Origin of the sequence: Streptomyces sp. CB02400 (assembly GCF_001905725.1) — a bacterium.
Taxonomy (GTDB): domain Bacteria; phylum Actinomycetota; class Actinomycetes; order Streptomycetales; family Streptomycetaceae; genus Streptomyces; species Streptomyces atrovirens.
This window is the reverse complement of the sequence record NZ_LIWB01000002.1, coordinates 250,559-266,477: the sequence shown is the minus strand read 5'-3', so window position 1 is coordinate 266,477 and position 15,919 is coordinate 250,559. Positions and strand designations below refer to the sequence as shown.

Annotated in this window: 11 protein-coding genes; 10 read left to right on the top strand and 1 reads right to left on the bottom strand. The window is 68.5% G+C overall.

The window, feature by feature from the left end; genetic code table 11:
- Nucleotides 1–14 precede the first annotated feature (14 nt).
- Nucleotides 15–4,502 carry a hypothetical protein gene (locus AMK33_RS06355; RefSeq protein ID WP_235617994.1) on the top strand — a complete coding sequence of 1,496 codons (4,488 nt, stop codon included), beginning with the start codon at nt 15–17 and terminating at the stop codon, nt 4,500–4,502.
- A gap of 61 nt (nt 4,503–4,563) precedes the next feature.
- Here AMK33_RS06355 and AMK33_RS06350 read toward each other — a convergent pair whose 3' ends face one another.
- Nucleotides 4,564–5,067: an SMI1/KNR4 family protein gene (locus tag AMK33_RS06350; RefSeq protein WP_235617993.1), complete on the bottom strand. Its 504-nt coding sequence runs from the start codon at nt 5,065–5,067 to the stop codon at nt 4,564–4,566.
- A gap of 387 nt (nt 5,068–5,454) precedes the next feature.
- Between AMK33_RS06350 and AMK33_RS06345 the strand changes: the two genes are divergently transcribed.
- From AMK33_RS06345 to glmS, 9 genes are all read left to right on the top strand, one after another.
- Nucleotides 5,455–6,501, top strand: coding sequence for an ABC transporter substrate-binding protein (locus tag AMK33_RS06345; RefSeq protein ID WP_073931741.1), 1,047 nt, complete (start codon nt 5,455–5,457; stop codon nt 6,499–6,501).
- Between the two features lie 38 nt (nt 6,502–6,539).
- Nucleotides 6,540–7,409: a siderophore-interacting protein gene (locus tag AMK33_RS06340; RefSeq protein WP_073931740.1), complete on the top strand. Its 870-nt coding sequence runs from the start codon at nt 6,540–6,542 to the stop codon at nt 7,407–7,409.
- A gap of 155 nt (nt 7,410–7,564) precedes the next feature.
- Complete coding sequence (gene desA / locus AMK33_RS06335) at nt 7,565–9,007, top strand: lysine decarboxylase DesA (protein ID WP_073931739.1); 1,443 nt, start codon at nt 7,565–7,567, stop codon at nt 9,005–9,007.
- Nucleotides 8,991–10,283, top strand: coding sequence for a lysine N(6)-hydroxylase/L-ornithine N(5)-oxygenase family protein (locus AMK33_RS06330; RefSeq protein WP_073931738.1), 1,293 nt, complete (start codon nt 8,991–8,993; stop codon nt 10,281–10,283). Before desA ends, AMK33_RS06330 begins: the two co-directional genes overlap by 17 nt.
- Entirely contained in the window at nt 10,280–10,846 is a 567-nt protein-coding gene (locus AMK33_RS06325; RefSeq protein ID WP_073931737.1) for a GNAT family N-acetyltransferase, read from the top strand. The genes AMK33_RS06330 and AMK33_RS06325 overlap by 4 nt, the downstream gene beginning before the upstream one ends.
- A complete protein-coding gene (locus tag AMK33_RS06320) occupies nt 10,843–12,615 on the top strand; it encodes an IucA/IucC family protein (RefSeq protein ID WP_073931736.1) in 1,773 nt (590 codons plus the stop codon). Before AMK33_RS06325 ends, AMK33_RS06320 begins: the two co-directional genes overlap by 4 nt.
- A 178-nt stretch (nt 12,616–12,793) precedes the next feature.
- A complete protein-coding gene (locus AMK33_RS06315; protein WP_073931735.1) occupies nt 12,794–13,681 on the top strand; it encodes a DUF4429 domain-containing protein in 888 nt (295 codons plus the stop codon).
- Between the two features lie 85 nt (nt 13,682–13,766).
- Nucleotides 13,767–14,024, top strand: a complete 258-nt coding sequence (locus AMK33_RS06310; protein WP_030217181.1) for a hypothetical protein — start codon at nt 13,767–13,769, stop codon at nt 14,022–14,024.
- A gap of 12 nt (nt 14,025–14,036) precedes the next feature.
- Nucleotides 14,037–15,854 carry a glutamine--fructose-6-phosphate transaminase (isomerizing) gene (gene glmS, locus AMK33_RS06305; protein WP_073931734.1) on the top strand — a complete coding sequence of 606 codons (1,818 nt, stop codon included), beginning with the start codon at nt 14,037–14,039 and terminating at the stop codon, nt 15,852–15,854.
- The last annotated feature ends 65 nt before the right edge of the window (nt 15,855–15,919 follow it).

Genomic DNA, 15,919 nt, shown 5'->3' with positions numbered 1-15,919 from the left:
GAAAAGGAAAGAAGTTGAGGAAGAGACGCGTACGTCTGCGCGTGCCGGTCACCCTCGTGGTGACCACCGCGCTGGCGATACCTCTGAGCCTGCCCGCGCAGGCCGAGGAACCAAAGCCGCCCAAGAACGCGGCACAGGGGTGGAACGACGCCACACAGGGGCGACAGGAGCAGAAGAAGCTCTCCCTGAAGCCTTCCGCGATCCCCGCGAAGGACCGCGGCCGTATTCTCGGCAAGAACTACGAGGACTCCGCCGACACCGCCGTCACGACGACCGGCGACGGCACCGGCTTCCACATCATTGCGGGCAAGGAGAAGAACGGCTATCAACTGCGCACGATAGCCAGTCTGTTCGAGGACAGTTTCGCCTCGGACACCTGGATCGGCAACCACTGCGTCACCGAGTCCGGCAAGTACGCGGCCGTCTCGTACGCGCCGCGTATGTTCACCAACAAGCCCGAGCTGATGGTGCGCGGCGCGTTCACCGCAGTGGTCGATCTTCGGTCGGGCAAGGTCACCAAGCTGCCGTTCCAGTCGTCGCTCGCCTACTTCTCGCCCGGCTGCGGCCAGGGCGAGAAGGTGGTGTTCACCCAGCTCAGCCACGACGGTGACAAGAAGCAGCAGACCCGCCTGATCACTGTCGACGCGGCAACCGGCAAGGAGTCCAAGCCGGTCACGCTCGCCGGCCAGGTCACCTCCGCCGTCCCCACGGACGCGGGCATCGTCGCCGCGCACGGCAACAGGCTGGTACGGATCAACGGCACGGCCGAGAAGACCCTGGCCTCCACCACGACGGTGCCGTTCCAGATCACCGCCGACGCCGACGGCGGCATCACCTTCATCGACCGCGAGCTGGACAAGGAGGCGTCCGAAACGCCGACCAGCTGGGCCAAGCACCTCGACCGTGCCAAGGTCGAGAAGGGCGGGAAGACCGAGCCCGTCACCGTGGCCTCCGGCAAGCTCGAGGCCTGGGACCTGACCCGCTCGGCGCGCGGCGAGGTGTTCGTCACCGGTGACGCCACGTCCAGGACGTTGCCCGAGCGGGTGCACAACCCGGGCAAGCTCCCCAAGGGCGCGGCGATCTCCAGCCACGCCCGCGCAGCCCTGACCACCACGTGGTCCGACGGGAAGACCACCCTGGTCAACCCGGAGAACGCCGCCGAGCCCCGCCCCGCGCGTACTGTCCTGCGCATGCTGGAGTCCGACAGGTCCGTGACCCTCGACCTGCGTCCCGGTGCCAACCGCGTGGGCGACGAGGCCCAGGGGCGCGACCTGTCCCCCGCGCTGCCCACCGGCGGCCCGGTCGGCTCCGGCCCGGACACGAGCGAGAAGGACGAGGACGGCCTGTCCACGCAGACCGTCACCACCCGAGCCCTCACCGCACAGGCCGACAACCCCAGCGAAGGCACCGGGGAACGCTACTGCGCGGTGGCCCGCAACGACGTGAAGAAGCAGGCCTTCCAGCCCACTCCGCGTCAGGTCGAATGGGCGGTGGACCAGGCCGTCGTCGGTGAACTGAACTTCTACCGCGGGGCGAACTGGAAGAACACCGGGACCGGTGGCTACCAGCCCCAGGGCCTGTTCCCGCCGACCGTGCTGGCCGGTGACCCGAACGGCACCCTGGACAACGAAGACCCCGACGACACGGATCAGTGGCACATTCCCGCCCAGGTGATGCTCGGCATCACCGCGCAGGAATCCAACATGTGGCAGGCCACCCGCTTCGCCGTCCCCGGTGTCACCTCCAACTCCCTCATCGGCAACTACTACGGCGTCGACTACGCCGCCGATGGTGAGCAGCTCGACCCGTGGCGTATCAACTGGGCGGACGCCGACTGCGGTTACGGCATCACCCAGGCCACCGACGGCATGCGCCTCGCGGGCAAGACCAAGCCCGGCGAGACCGCGCTGTCTCCCCTCGCGCAGGAAGCCGTCGCGCTCGACTACACCGCGAACATCGCAGCCGGCGTGCGGATCCTGTCGGAGAAGTGGAACCAGACGTACAACGCCGGCATGAAGATCAACGGCGGCCACCCCAAGTGGATCGAGAACTGGTTCTTCGCACTGTGGGCCTACAACTCCGGCTTCTACGACACCGCTGACTCCCAGGGCCACTGGGGCGTCGGCTGGACCAACAACCCGGCCAACCCGCTGTGGAAGGCCAACCGTGTGCCGTTCCTGCAGCACGCCACCGACCCGTCCAGGGACGACTACAGCCACGCCGCGCACCCGCAGGACTGGCCGTACCAGGAGAAGGTGATCGGCTGGGCCGCCCGCCCGATCTCGGCGATGTTCGCCCCCGGTGACTTCCAGGCCGGCTACCGCCCCGCGTGGTGGCTGAGCAACCAGGCCCGCTCCGAGGCCAAGCCGCCGGTGGACCTGTTCTGCACCTCGTCGAACTACTGCGACCCGGCCAAGATCGGCGACAACGACTCCAACGACCAGGGGCTGGGTGCCTGTACCGCGGACTCGGGCGACAGTGACACCAACCCGCACTGGCTGCACTGCTGGTGGCACGAGGAGATACCCGTCGGCAAGTGGAAGGACTGTGAACGCCTCGCCGAGTGCGGAAACGCCGTCCACCGCTTCAACACGTCGTACGGCGAGCAGGCGGACGCGGGTTCGTACCCGCCCAACTGCGCCACGACCGGTCTTCCCACCAACGCCTTGGTGGTCGACGACGTGCCCGACGGCGTCATACCGGCGGGCGTCGATGCCAACCGCGGATGCGGGGCGGTGAACTCGAGCGGAACCTTCGAGTTCACCTACGTCCCGTGGGACACCCAGATGGACCTCACCGACGACGGGACGGACAACCCGACCACGGTCACGACGTATCCCGGGAAGATCGACACGCACCAGATCGGCGCGGGCTACGGAAACCACTTCTGGTTCACGCACACCCGTACGGCGGAGTCCTACCCGGCCAACGCCAACCGGATGAAGGTCACCGGTACGTGGAAGCTGAACGCTCCGTTGACCAACACCAGCCGGCAGGCCAAGGTCTTCGCGCACATCCCGGACCACGGGGCGCAGACGTCCAATGCCGTCTACCGGATCCAGACCTCCGAAGGCGAGGTGGAGGCGCCGATCTCGCAGACGGCCAACGAGTCCAACAAATGGGTGGACCTGGGCGCCTACGACTTCGGTGACCTGATCCCCGAGGTGCGGCTCGACAACTTCAACGGCGGCTCCGGGGACGCGGACATCGCCTTCGACGCGCTGGCGTTCGTCCCCGGCACGTACAACGGTCAGAAGATGACCGGCAATATGACAGCCGATCCGACCGCTCCGGAACCGGCGCCGGTCGAGCCGGGTGACGACATCAGCGGCGGTATCTTCCCCTCGGCGACGAGCTTCTCGGAAGCCTCCGCGCCGGCCACCCAGATGGCGGCCTCGAGCACCGCGTCCTGTTCGTTGATCTCGAAGTCCATCACCCGCAAGCGCACCAACAGTTGCGTGCACGACGAGCTGGGGATGCAGCATGAGATCAACAACAGGCCGGACGGGTACGCGTGGTTCGACTTCTACAACACGATCTACCTGGACGCGGAGAGTGACGAGTTCTCCCAGGTCACCACGATCAGCCTGAAGTCGATGTCCGGCGTCGCGACCACGGCCACCCTGGACTACCAGGCCAAGTGCCGTGGCTACTGCTCCGTCACCAGCGTCGACTGGAGCGGCTCGAAGGTCTTCACGAAGGGTGACACGGTCCAGCGGACCGTCACCACGCGGTTCAAGTGGACACCGAGCGGTGCCGACGAGGACACGATCACCCCGTACTGGTACTTCACCGGGACGATCAACGGTACCCCGATCAAGACACCGCTCGAAGCCGAGAAGTCCCAGCTGGACATCCGCTGCGACAAGGTCGTCGCCAACGTGAAACCCGGCTGTGTGTTCTCCGGCTACAAGCCGACGTACGTCATGAACTCCAAGAAGTTCCCCGGGGCCGCCGCGCACATCGACCTGATGTGGCGCAAGACGTCCATCGACTGGGGCAAGCAGAGCAGCGGCAAGCCGCTCACCTACCTGGGCAACAAGATGGCCGGTGACGGCTCGGGCAAGACGCAGCATGCCCGCAACCGTCAGCTGATCTGCGGCAGGCTGTGGAAGACGTACAAGGACACCGGTCTGTTCAGTGACATGTGGACCCTGGACGCGGGAGAGGCTCGTACCGACTCGAAGAGCTGTGACGAGTTCGTCTTCGCCAACGCGCTGCAGAGCGCCGGAAACACCACGGGCCCCAACCCCGTCACGTACAGCGGCAAGGAATGCGTGCAGACGTACGTCCGGCGCAACGCCGACGACACCATGACGCTCCACCTGCGTCCGGACGCCCCGGCACCGACGTGGAAGGAGCCCTGTGGCCGGTCCTCGATGTCGAACTGGCAGAACACCCAGTCGATGCGGCCGTTCGGCGACTTCATCAAGGAGCAGCGGCTGATGGAGGACGACGACTACTGGCTGGACCTCGACGGGTTCACGGCGCCCACGCCGTGACCGCGCGATGAAGGACGCCCCCCGGTTCCAGCCGGGGGGCGTTCCTGTTCCGCGATCGGTCTCATGACCAGACGAGGCGTCCTTCGGCGACCGAGCCGGTCGGATGGCTTCCCTCGGCGATGCTCGTCAGCATCTCCGCCACGGAGTCGAAGTAGTCGGCCAGGGAGGGGTACTCGCCGGTGGTCGTGATCTCGCCCACGAACCAGCTGCCGACACGGCCGTCCCGCGCGTCGATGAACTTTCCCGACCAGCCGTCCTGATCCGACAGGAACGGGATCCACTCGTCGATCCCGTCGGGCAGCGGACGGTTGGCGTAGAGCTTCTCGATCGACCGGATGCCCAGGAAGAAGCTTCCCTCGTCCGGGAACCCGGCGAAACCGGAGCATGCCGCATCGTCGTCCGCGTCCTCCTCGGGGAGGTCGAGGTTGTTCTGCAGCAGCCACGCCCGCAGGTCTTGGGGAAGGGCGATGCCCATTCGTTCCTCGGCGGCCGCGAGCATCTGTTCCGTGGCCGGCCCGGGCAGATCCGCGTGATCGGCCGGGGCGTGCTCCCGAAGGAGACTCATCACGCGGGACCAGCTCTCCACCACACGCATTCTGCACCGTCCTCTCTGCGCGGATTCCCTGTACGGCTGCGCCACCGCGGGGGTCACTGTCCGAAGCGTCGACGCCGGGCGCCGTGATCCCGGAGCGCGCAAGACGGCCACCTCGCGGAGCGCCGGCCGGAGAACCTCGCCGGAATGGTACTCCGAGCGGGCCGACCGCCCCCGCTCGGCGCCTTCTGACGGGAAGTGGAGGACCGTCCGCTCGGCGAGGACGACATCCGGCACGACCGCGGTCGACTCACAGGTGCCGATCGACAGGGCCCCACCCCTGGACAGAGACTGAGGTTAGGCTAACCTACCCTCGAATTGTCCGGCGGGTGATCCACCCCGTTCGAAAGCAGCGTAACCATGTCCAACGCCAGAGCCACCCACCTCACCCGCCGTGGCATCCTCGCCGCCGGCGGCGCGCTCGGCCTCGGTGCCGTGCTCGCAGCCTGCGGAGACGACGACGCGAAAAGCGCTGGTTCGGACAAGGGGACGACCGCCGCGAAGTCCGGCCCCTGGACCTTCGAGGACGACCGCGGCACCACCGTGAAGCTCGACAAGGTGCCGACGAACATCGTCGCGTTCACCGGTGTCGCCGCCGCGCTGTTCGACTACGGCGTCGAGGTCAAGGGCGTCTTCGGACCGACCAAAACGACGGACGGCAAGGCCGACGTCCAGGCCGGCGACATGGACGTCAGCAAGCTGACGATCTTCGGCAACAAGTTCGACAGCTTCAACGTCGAGCAGTACGCGGCCTTCCAGCCCGAGGTGCTCGTCTCCACGACGTTCGACGACGCCGGCACCCTCTGGTACGTCCCGGAGGCCTCCAAGGACAAGATCGCCAAGCTCGCCCCGAGCGTCGCGATCTCCGTCTACGACCTCCAGATGCCCGAGCCGCTGCAGCGCATGGCCGAACTGGCCGAATCGCTGGGCGCCGACATGAAGGCCACGAAGGTCGTCGAGGCGAAGAAGAAGTTCGAGGCCGCCGCCGAGCGGCTGCGCAAGGCCGCGAAGGCCCGCCCGGAGATCAGGGTGCTGGCCGGTTCCGCCGCGCAGGACGTCTTCTACGTCTCCGGCTCCAACTACTCCATCGACCTGGAGTACTTCAAGGCCCTCGGCGTGAACCTGGTGGAGCCCCCGGAGGAGGCCAAGAAGGCGACCGGCGGCTGGTTCGAGACGCTGAGCTGGGAGAACGTCGACAAGTATCCGGCCGACGTCATCATCATGGACGACCGCGCCTCGACCATCCAGCCCGCCGACATCACCGAGGCGACCTGGAAGAAGCTCCCCGCGGTCAAGGCCGGCCAGGTCATCGCCCGCTCCCCCGAGCCGATCCTGTCCTACGACAAGTGCACGCCGCTCCTCGACAACCTCGCCGAGGCCATCGAGAAGGCCAAGAAGGTCGGCTGACCGCACCCGCCGGAACCCCTCCCTCCTCGGAGTCACACGTGACCACCGCCGTAGCCGCCCCGTTCCGTTTCTTCGCCCTCCAGGTCGTGACGACGAGGCGGCTCGGCCCGTCCCTGCTCCGGGTCACCTTCGCGGGTCCCGATCTGCGGGACTTCCGCTCCGACGGGCGTGACCAGTCCCTGTCGCTGTTCCTGCCGCATCCGGGGCAGAGCGAGCCGGTCGTGCCCCTCGAACGGGGCGACAACTGGTGGCAGGGCTGGCGCGAACTGCCCGACGACGTGCGGGCCGTGATGCGCTCGTACACGCTCCGGGGGCTGCGCGCGGACGCCGAGGGGCACACCACCGAGGTCGACATCGACTTCGTGCTGCACGGCGTCGGCGAAGAGGCCGGCGCGTCCGCCGAGGCGGGCCCGGCCTCCCGCTGGGCCGCCCGCGCCGCCGCCGGTGACCGGGTGCTGCTGCTCGGCCCCGCGGTCGCCGACAACCGCGCGATCCGCTTCCGCCCGCCCGAGGACACCGACCTGGTCCTCCTGTGGGCCGACGAGACCGCCCTGCCCGCCACCGCCGCCGTCCTGGAGACCCTCCCGGCCGGCACCCGCGCCCGGGTCTGGCTGGAGGTGCCGCACTCCGGGGACGTCCAGGACCTGGCGACCGGCGCCGACGCCGAGATCACGTGGTTCGTCAGGGACGCGCACGACCAGGGCTCCCCCATGGCCCTGGACGGCATCCGCACCGCCGAACTCCCGCCCGCCGAGCGGCCGTACGTCTGGATCGCCGGGGAGGCGGGCCACGTGAAGCAGCTACGGCGGCACTTCGTGGGCGAGCGGGGGATCGACCGCAGGCGGGTGACGTTCGTGGGCTACTGGCGTCGCGGGCTGACCGAAGAGCAGCTTCGCGAACAGGGGTAGCGCGAAACACGGTTGACCCCGATCGCTCCTGAGGCAGGAGTGATCACGGTCACGGCTGTGGCTGGTTTCATGGCATGTTACTTAGGTTAGGCTAACCTAAGTAACACGTCACCGGCTTTCCCCGCACCGGATCGTCCCCACCGGAGGACCCCCACATGCGCTCGCACCTGCTCAACGACACCACCGCGGAGCACTACCGCCGCTCCGTGACCGAAGGAGTCGAGCGGGTGGCGGCCAAACTCGCCACCACCGAACGGCCGTTCACCGGCGTCACCGTCGACGCGCTCTCCCCCCGCATCGACGGCATCGACCTCGACCAGCCGCTGCACGACACCACCGCCGTGCTGGACGAACTGGAGGACGTCTACCTCCGGGACGCCGTCTACTTCCACCACCCCCGCTACCTCGCCCACCTCAACTGCCCGGTCGTCATCCCGGCCGTGCTCGGCGAGGCCGTGCTCTCCGCCGTCAACTCCTCCCTGGACACCTGGGACCAGTCGGCCGGCGGCACCCTCATCGAGCGGAAGCTCATCGACTGGACGGCGGGCCGCATCGGCCTCGGCCCGGCCGCCGACGGCGTGTTCACCTCCGGCGGCACCCAGTCCAACCTCCAGGCACTGCTGCTGGCCCGCGAGGAGGCCAAGGCCGAGGACCTGGCGGAACTGCGGATCTTCGCCTCCGAGGTCAGCCACTTCAGCGTGAAGAAGTCCGCGAAACTGCTCGGCCTCGGACCCGACGCCGTCGTGTCGATCCCCGTCGACCACGACAAGCGCATGCAGACCGTCGCCCTCGCCCACGAGCTGGAGCGCTGCGCCGAGGCGGGCCTGGTCCCCATGGCCGTCGTCGCCACCGCCGGCACCACCGACTTCGGCTCCATCGACCCGCTGCCGGAGATCGCCGAACTGTGCGCGCAGTACGGCGCCTGGATGCACGTCGACGCCGCCTACGGCTGCGGCCTGCTCGCCTCGCTGAAGTACCGGGACCGCGCCGACGGCATCGAGCGCGCCGACTCCGTCACCGTCGACTACCACAAGTCCTTCTTCCAGCCGGTCAGTTCGTCGGCCGTGCTGGTCCGCGACGCGGCCACGCTGCGGCACGCCACCTACCACGCGGAGTACCTCAACCCGCGCCGCATGGTGCAGGAACGTATCCCCAACCAGGTGGACAAGTCCCTGCAGACCACCCGCCGCTTCGACGCGCTGAAGCTGTGGATGACACTGCGCGTGATGGGCGCCGACGGCATCGGGCAGCTCTTCGACGAGGTGTGCGACCTGGCCGCCGAGGGCTGGAAACTGCTGGCCGCCGACCCCCGCTTCGACGTCGTGGTCGAGCCGAGCCTGTCCACCCTGGTCTTCCGCTTCGTCCCGGCCGCCGTCACCGACCCCGCCGAGATCGACCGCGCCAACCTCTACGCCCGCAAGGCCCTGTTCGCCTCCGGTGACGCGGTGGTCGCGGGCACCAAGGTGGCGGGGCGCCACTACCTGAAGTTCACCCTGCTGAACCCCGAGACCACGACGTCCGACATCGCCGCCGTCCTCGATCTGATCGCCGGCCACGCCGAGCAGTACCTGGGAGAGTCCCTTGACCGCGCTTCCTGAAGCCCATGGAACCACCTACGACTTCGTGGGCATCGGACTGGGCCCCTTCAACCTCGGCCTCGCCTGCCTCACCGAGCCCATCGACGAACTCAGCGGTGTCTTCCTGGAGTCCAAGCCCGACTTCGCCTGGCACGCCGGCATGTTCCTCGACGGCGCCCACCTGCAGACCCCGTTCATGTCGGACCTGGTCACCCTGGCCGACCCGACCTCCCCGTACTCCTTCCTCAACTACCTGAAGGAGAAGGGGCGGCTGTACTCGTTCTACATACGGGAGAACTTCTACCCGCTGCGGGTCGAGTACGACGACTACTGCCGCTGGGCCGCCGGCAAGCTGAGCAGCATCCGCTTCGGCACCACGGTCACCGAGGTGACGTACGACGAGGGCGACGGGCTGTACACCGTGGCGACGGCGGCCGGTGAGTCGTACCGCGCCCGGCACCTGGTGCTCGGCACCGGGACCGTGCCGTTCATCCCCGAGCCGTGCCGCGGACTGGACGGCGGCCTCTTCCACAACGCGCAGTACATGCACCGCAAGGCGGAGCTGCTGCACAAGGAGTCGATCACGGTCGTCGGCAGCGGGCAGAGCGCCGCCGAGATCTACTACGAGCTGCTCTCCGAGATCGACGTCCACGGCTACCGGCTCAACTGGGTCACCCGTTCCCCGCGGTTCTTCCCGCTGGAGTACACCAAGCTGACCCTGGAGATGACCTCCCCGGACTACATCGACTACTTCCGCGCGCTGCCCGAGGAGACCCGCTACCGGCTGGAGAAGCAGCAGAAGGGCCTGTTCAAGGGCATCAACTCGGAGCTGATCGACGCGATCTTCGACCTGCTCTACCAGAAGAACGTCGAGAGCGGCGACCGTCCGGTCCCCACCCGGCTGCTCACCAACTCCTCGCTCACCACCGCCCGCCACGAGGACGGCGGCTACACGCTCGGCTTCCACCAGGACGAGCAGGGCAAGGACTTCGAGATCCGCACCGAGGGCCTGGTGCTGGCCACCGGCTACCACTACGAGCCGCCGGCCTTCCTCGACCCGGTCCGCGACCGGATCCGCTTCGACGGGCACGGCCGCTTCGACGTGAGCCGCGACTACGCCATCGACGTCACCGGCCGCGGCATCTTCCTGCAGAACGCCGGCGTCCACACGCACAGCATCACCAGCCCCGACCTGGGCATGGGCCCGTACCGGAACGCGACCATCATCCGCGAGCTGCTCGGCACCGAGTACTACCCCGTCGAGAAGACCATCGCGTTCCAGGAGTTCGCAGTATGAGCAGTACGAGCAGTACGAGCAGTACGGGTATCGGTACGTTCACCGTCCGGCCCCTGGACCCGCTGAAGGACGCCGAGCTGCTGCACCGCTGGGTCACCGACCCCAAGGCGGCGTTCTGGATGATGCAGGACGCCGGGCTCCAGGACGTCGAGCGCGAGTACATGCGGATCGCCGCCCACGAGCACCACCACGCCTACCTGGGCCTGCACGACGGCGAACCGGCCTTCCTGATGGAGAAGTACGACCCCCGGTACGTCGAACTCGTCGGCCTGTACGACCCCGAGCCCGGCGATGTCGGCATGCACTTCCTGGTCGCGCCGACCGACCGGCCGCTCCACGGCTTCACCCGGGCCGTCATCACCGCCGTGATGGAGGAGCTGTTCGCCGACCCGGACACCCGGCGGGTGGTGGTCGAGCCGGACGTGACCAACAAGGCCGTGCACGCGCTGAACGAGGCCGTGGGCTTCGTGCCCGAGCGTGAGATCGACAAGCCGGAGAAGCGCGCGCTGCTGAGCTTCTGCACGCGCGAACAGTTCCTGGCCGCCCGAGGAGTATCCGTATGACCCTGTCCGACGCCGTGGCGCATCTGTCCCCCCACCGCTGGGCGCGGGCCAACCGCCTGCTGATCCGCAAGGCACTCGCCGAGTTCGCGCACGAGCGGCTCATCACACCGGAGGCCACCGACGACGGCGGGTACGTCGTCCGCAGCGACGACGGCCTGACCCGGTACGCCTTCACGGCGACGCTCCGCGCCCTGGACCACTGGGTGATCGACGCCGACTCGATCACCCGCCGGCGCGGCGACGCCGAACTCGACCTCGCGGCCCTGGACTTCTTCGTCGAGCTGCAGAAGTCGCTGGGCCTGAGCGAGGAGATCCTGCCGGTGTACCTGGAGGAGATCTCCTCCACCCTCTCCGGCACCTGCTACAAGCTCACCAAGCCGCAGGTCCCGGTCGCCGAGCTGGTCGACGCCGGCTTCCAGGCCATCGAGACCGGGATGACCGAGGGCCACCCCTGCTTCGTCGCCAACAACGGGCGGCTCGGCTTCGGCATCCACGAGTACCTGTCGTACGCCCCGGAGACCGCCAGCCCGGTGAGGCTGGTGTGGCTGGCCGCGCACCGCTCACGGGCCGCGTTCACGGCCGGCGTCGGGATCGAGTACGAGTCGTTCGTCCGTCAGGAGCTGGGCGAGGAGACCGTCGAGGGCTTCCACGGCGTCCTGCGCGAGCGGGACCTCGACCCCGCCGACTACCTCCTCATCCCCGTCCACCCCTGGCAGTGGTGGAACAAGCTGTCCGTCACCTTCGCCGCCGAGGTGGCGCGCGGGCACCTGGTCTGCCTGGGCGAGGGTGACGACGAGTACCTGGCCCAGCAGTCCATCCGTACCTTCTTCAACACCTCGCACCCCGAGAAGCACTACGTGAAGACGGCCCTGTCCGTCCTCAACATGGGCTTCATGCGCGGACTGTCCGCCGCCTACATGGAGGCGACCCCGGCGATCAACGACTGGCTGGCCCGGCTGATCGACAGCGACCCGGTGCTGCGGGCCACGGGGCTGTCCATCATCCGCGAGCGGGCCGCCGTGGGCTACCGGCACCTGGAGTACGAGCAGGCCACGGACCGCTACTCGCCGTACCGGAAGATGCTGGCCGCGCTGTGGCGGGAGAGCCCGGTGCCGTCCCTGGAGGACGGCGAGTCGCTCGCCACCATGGCGTCGCTGGTCCACGTCGACCACGAGGGGAAGTCCTTCGCGGGCGCGCTGATCGAGCGGTCGGGGCTGGCTCCGGCCGAGTGGCTGCGGCACTACCTGCGGGCGTACTACGTCCCGCTGCTGCACAGCTTCTACGCCTACGACCTGGTGTACATGCCGCACGGTGAGAACGTGATCCTCGTCCTGGAGGACGGGGTGGTGCGGCGGGCGGTCTACAAGGACATCGCCGAGGAGATCGCGGTGATGGACCCGGACGCGGTGCTGCCGCCGGAGGTCTCCCGCATCCGGGTGGAGGTCCCGGACGACACGAAGCTCCTGTCGATCTTCACGGACGTCTTCGACTGCTTCTTCCGTTTCCTCGCGGCGAACCTCGCCGAGGAGGGCATCGTGGAGGAGGACGTCTTCTGGGGCACGGTCGCGGAGGTGACCCGCGAGTACCAGACGTCGGTCCCCGAACTCGCCGACAAGTTCACCCGCTACGACATGTTCGCCCCCGAGTTCGCCCTCTCCTGCCTCAACCGCCTCCAACTCCGCAACAACAGGCAGATGGTCGACCTGACGGACCCGTCGGGCGCGCTCCAACTGGTGGGCAACCTGAAGAACCCGATCGCGGGTCGGTGACAGCCCCCGCATACGGACGGGCGCTCCGGAGTACGGTCCTCCGGAGCGCCCGTCAGCGCGCACACCTCAGGGGCAGCGCCCCTGAGGAACTGAGGGGCACTGCCCCACCCCCCCCAGGGGCGCGGGGAACGCGCGACCAGCCCCCACGGCGCCGCAGATCCGATGAAACAATCCCCCCATGGCGGAAATCATCCAGAAGGACGGCACCTGGATCTTCGACGGAGACGCCCTGCGCCTGACCCCCGGCCGGGACAAGAACGTCGGCCTGCTCCGCAGAACCCTGGGTGAACTGGTGCTGCCGCTAAAGGCGCTGGCAGGCATCTCCCTGGAGCAAGGCAAGAAGTCGGGACGACTCAAGCTGCGGCTGCGCGACGGCGCCGACCCCCTGCTGCACGCGACCGGCGGCCGGCTCACCGAACCGCACGACCCCTACCAGCTGATCGTCGACTCCGACCGCTACGGCGTCGCCGAGTACTTCACGGAGGAGGTCCGCACCGCCCTGCTGCTGGACCAGATCCCCTCCGACCCGGTCACCGAGTACCTGCTGCCCGGCCCGTCCGTGCCGCTGTCCGTCTCCGCCGGGGACGGCACGGTCAGCTTCGACGGCGAGCGCATACGGCTGGAGTGGAACTGGAAGACGGAGGACGCCAAGGCCGCCGCCGGCACCCGCACCCTCGCGATGGCGGACCTGACCGGTGTGGAGTGGCAGCCGGCGGTCGGACTGGAGAACGGCCACCTCCGTTTCTCCGTGCGGCACTCCCCCACCAAGGCCCCCGCCAAGTACGACCCGAACTCGGTGGAGCTGTGGGGCTTCAAGAAGGACCCGCTGATGGCGCTCGTCGCCGCCGCCGTCCAGGCGCGTCTGCCGCACCCGGCCGCGCCCGCCGACGACCACCCGCGTGAGCCGGCAGCCGCACCCCGGCCCCCGACCGCCCCCACTCCGGCCGAGGACGACCACGACGCCCTGCTGCGCCGGCTGCGGGAGCTGGGCGAACTGCACCGGTCCGGGGTGCTGACGGACGAGGAGTTCACCCTCGCCAAACAGGCGATCCTCAAGCGCATGTGAGCCGATCCTGGGCCCATCCTGTGAGTCCTGCCCGAAATCGGGCACGTTTCTTGCGAAACCGCGGCCGGTACCCCAGGATCATCGAGTGCACGACGAACTCGTTGATCATCTGACGCGGTCCACGCCCCTCAGCCGGGGCGAGGCGCTGCGCGTGGTCCAGGACGTGCTCGCCTACTTCGACGAGACGACCGAGGAGTACGTCCGTCGCCGCCACCGCGAGCTCCAGGCCCAGGGCCTGGTGAACGCGACGATCTTCGAACGGATCGAGGCGGACCTCAGATACCGCGCGGTGGCCCCGCCCGAGCTCTCGCTCCGGCAACTGCGCCGCATCGTCTACGGCTAGGAACATACACATATGTGCGGAATCGTCGGATACATCGGCAGGCGTGAGGTCGCTCCCCTGCTGCTGGAGGGCCTGCAGCGCCTGGAGTACCGCGGCTACGACTCGGCGGGCATCGCCGTCACGTCCCCGAAGGCGTCCGGCCTGAAGACGGTCAAGGCCAAGGGCCGGGTGCGCGACCTCGAGGCCAAGGTTCCGGCGCGCTTCAAGGGCACCACCGGTATCGCCCACACCCGCTGGGCCACCCACGGCGCCCCCTCCGACGTGAACGCCCACCCGCACCTGGACGCCGAGGGCAAGGTCGCCGTCGTCCACAACGGCATCATCGACAACGCCTCCGACCTGCGCCGCAAGCTGGAGGCGGACGGCGTCGAGTTCCTCTCCGAGACGGACACCGAGGTCCTCGTCCACCTCATCGCCCGCTCGACGGCCGAGAAGCTCGAGGACAAGGTCCGCGAGACCGTGCGCCTCATCGAGGGCACGTACGGCATCGCCGTCCTGCACGCCGACTTCCCGGACCGCATCGTGGTGGCCCGCAACGGCTCGCCGGTCGTGCTCGGAATCGGCGAGAAGGAGATGTTCGTCGCCTCGGACATCGCCGCGCTGGTCGCCCACACCCGCCAGATCGTGACGCTGGACGACGGCGAGATGGCGACGCTGAAGGCCGACGACTTCCGCACCTACACCACCGAGGGCACCCGTACGACCTCCGAGCCGACCACCGTGGAGTGGGAGGCGGCGTCGTACGACATGGGCGGCCACGACACCTACATGCACAAGGAGATCCACGAGCAGGCCGAGGCCGTGGACCGTGTGCTGCGCGGCCGGATCGACGACCGCTTCTCCACCGTGCACCTGGGCGGCCTCAACCTGGACGCCCGCGAGGCGCGCCGGATCCGCCGGGTGAAGATCCTCGGCTGCGGCACCTCGTACCACGCCGGCATGATCGGCGCGCAGATGATCGAGGAGCTGGCCCGGATCCCCGCCGACGCCGAGCCGGCCTCCGAGTTCCGCTACCGCAACGCGGTCGTGGACCCCGACACCCTGTACGTGGCGGTCTCCCAGTCCGGTGAGACGTACGACGTGCTGGCGGCCGTGCAGGAGCTGAAGCGCAAGGGCGCGCGGGTGCTGGGCGTGGTCAACGTCGTCGGCTCCGCGATCGCCCGCGAGGCGGACGGCGGCATCTACGTGCACGCCGGGCCCGAGGTGTGCGTGGTGTCCACCAAGTGCTTCACCAACACCACGGTCGCCTTCGCCCTGCTCGCCCTGCACCTGGGCCGCACCCGTGACCTGTCGGTGCGCGACGGCAAGCGGATCATCGAGGGCCTGCGCAGGCTCCCGGGCCAGATCGCCGAGATCATGAAGCAGGAGGAGGAGATCAAGAAGCTGGCCCTGCGGTACGCCGAGGCCCGCTCGATGCTCTTCATCGGCCGTGTCCGGGGCTACCCGGTGGCCCGTGAGGCCTCCCTGAAGCTCAAGGAGGTCTCCTACATCCACGCCGAGGCGTACCCGGCCTCCGAGCTGAAGCACGGCCCGCTGGCCCTGATCGAGCCGGCCCTCCCCACGGTCGCGATCGTCCCGGACGACGACCTGCTGGAGAAGAACCGCGCGGCCATGGAGGAGATCAAGGCCCGCAGCGGCCAGATCGTGGCGGTCGCCCACCAGGACCAGGAGAAGGCCGACCACACCCTCCTCGTCCCCAAGAACGAGGACGAACTCGACCCCATCCTCATGGGCATCCCCCTCCAACTCCTCGCCTACCACACGGCCTTGGCCCTCGGCCGAGACATCGACAAGCCGAGGAACCTCGCCAAGTCGGTAACGGTGGAGTAGGGGCTTTTTGGGGGGCGCGGGGCTGTATCGATATACGGCTCCGCCGCGCGGGCGCGACAAGCCCG

Coding starts and splice junctions, on each gene's coding strand:
- AMK33_RS06315 (WP_073931735.1), top strand. CDS start 12,794: ATGGCGGAAATCATCCAGAAGGACGGCACCTGGATCTTCGACGGAGAC.
- AMK33_RS06325 (WP_073931737.1), top strand. CDS start 10,280: ATGAGCAGTACGAGCAGTACGAGCAGTACGGGTATCGGTACGTTCACC.
- desA (WP_073931739.1), top strand. CDS start 7,565: ATGCGCTCGCACCTGCTCAACGACACCACCGCGGAGCACTACCGCCGC.
- AMK33_RS06345 (WP_073931741.1), top strand. CDS start 5,455: ATGTCCAACGCCAGAGCCACCCACCTCACCCGCCGTGGCATCCTCGCC.
- AMK33_RS06350 (WP_235617993.1), bottom strand. CDS start 5,067: ATGAGTCTCCTTCGGGAGCACGCCCCGGCCGATCACGCGGATCTGCCC.
- AMK33_RS06320 (WP_073931736.1), top strand. CDS start 10,843: ATGACCCTGTCCGACGCCGTGGCGCATCTGTCCCCCCACCGCTGGGCG.
- glmS (WP_073931734.1), top strand. CDS start 14,037: ATGTGCGGAATCGTCGGATACATCGGCAGGCGTGAGGTCGCTCCCCTG.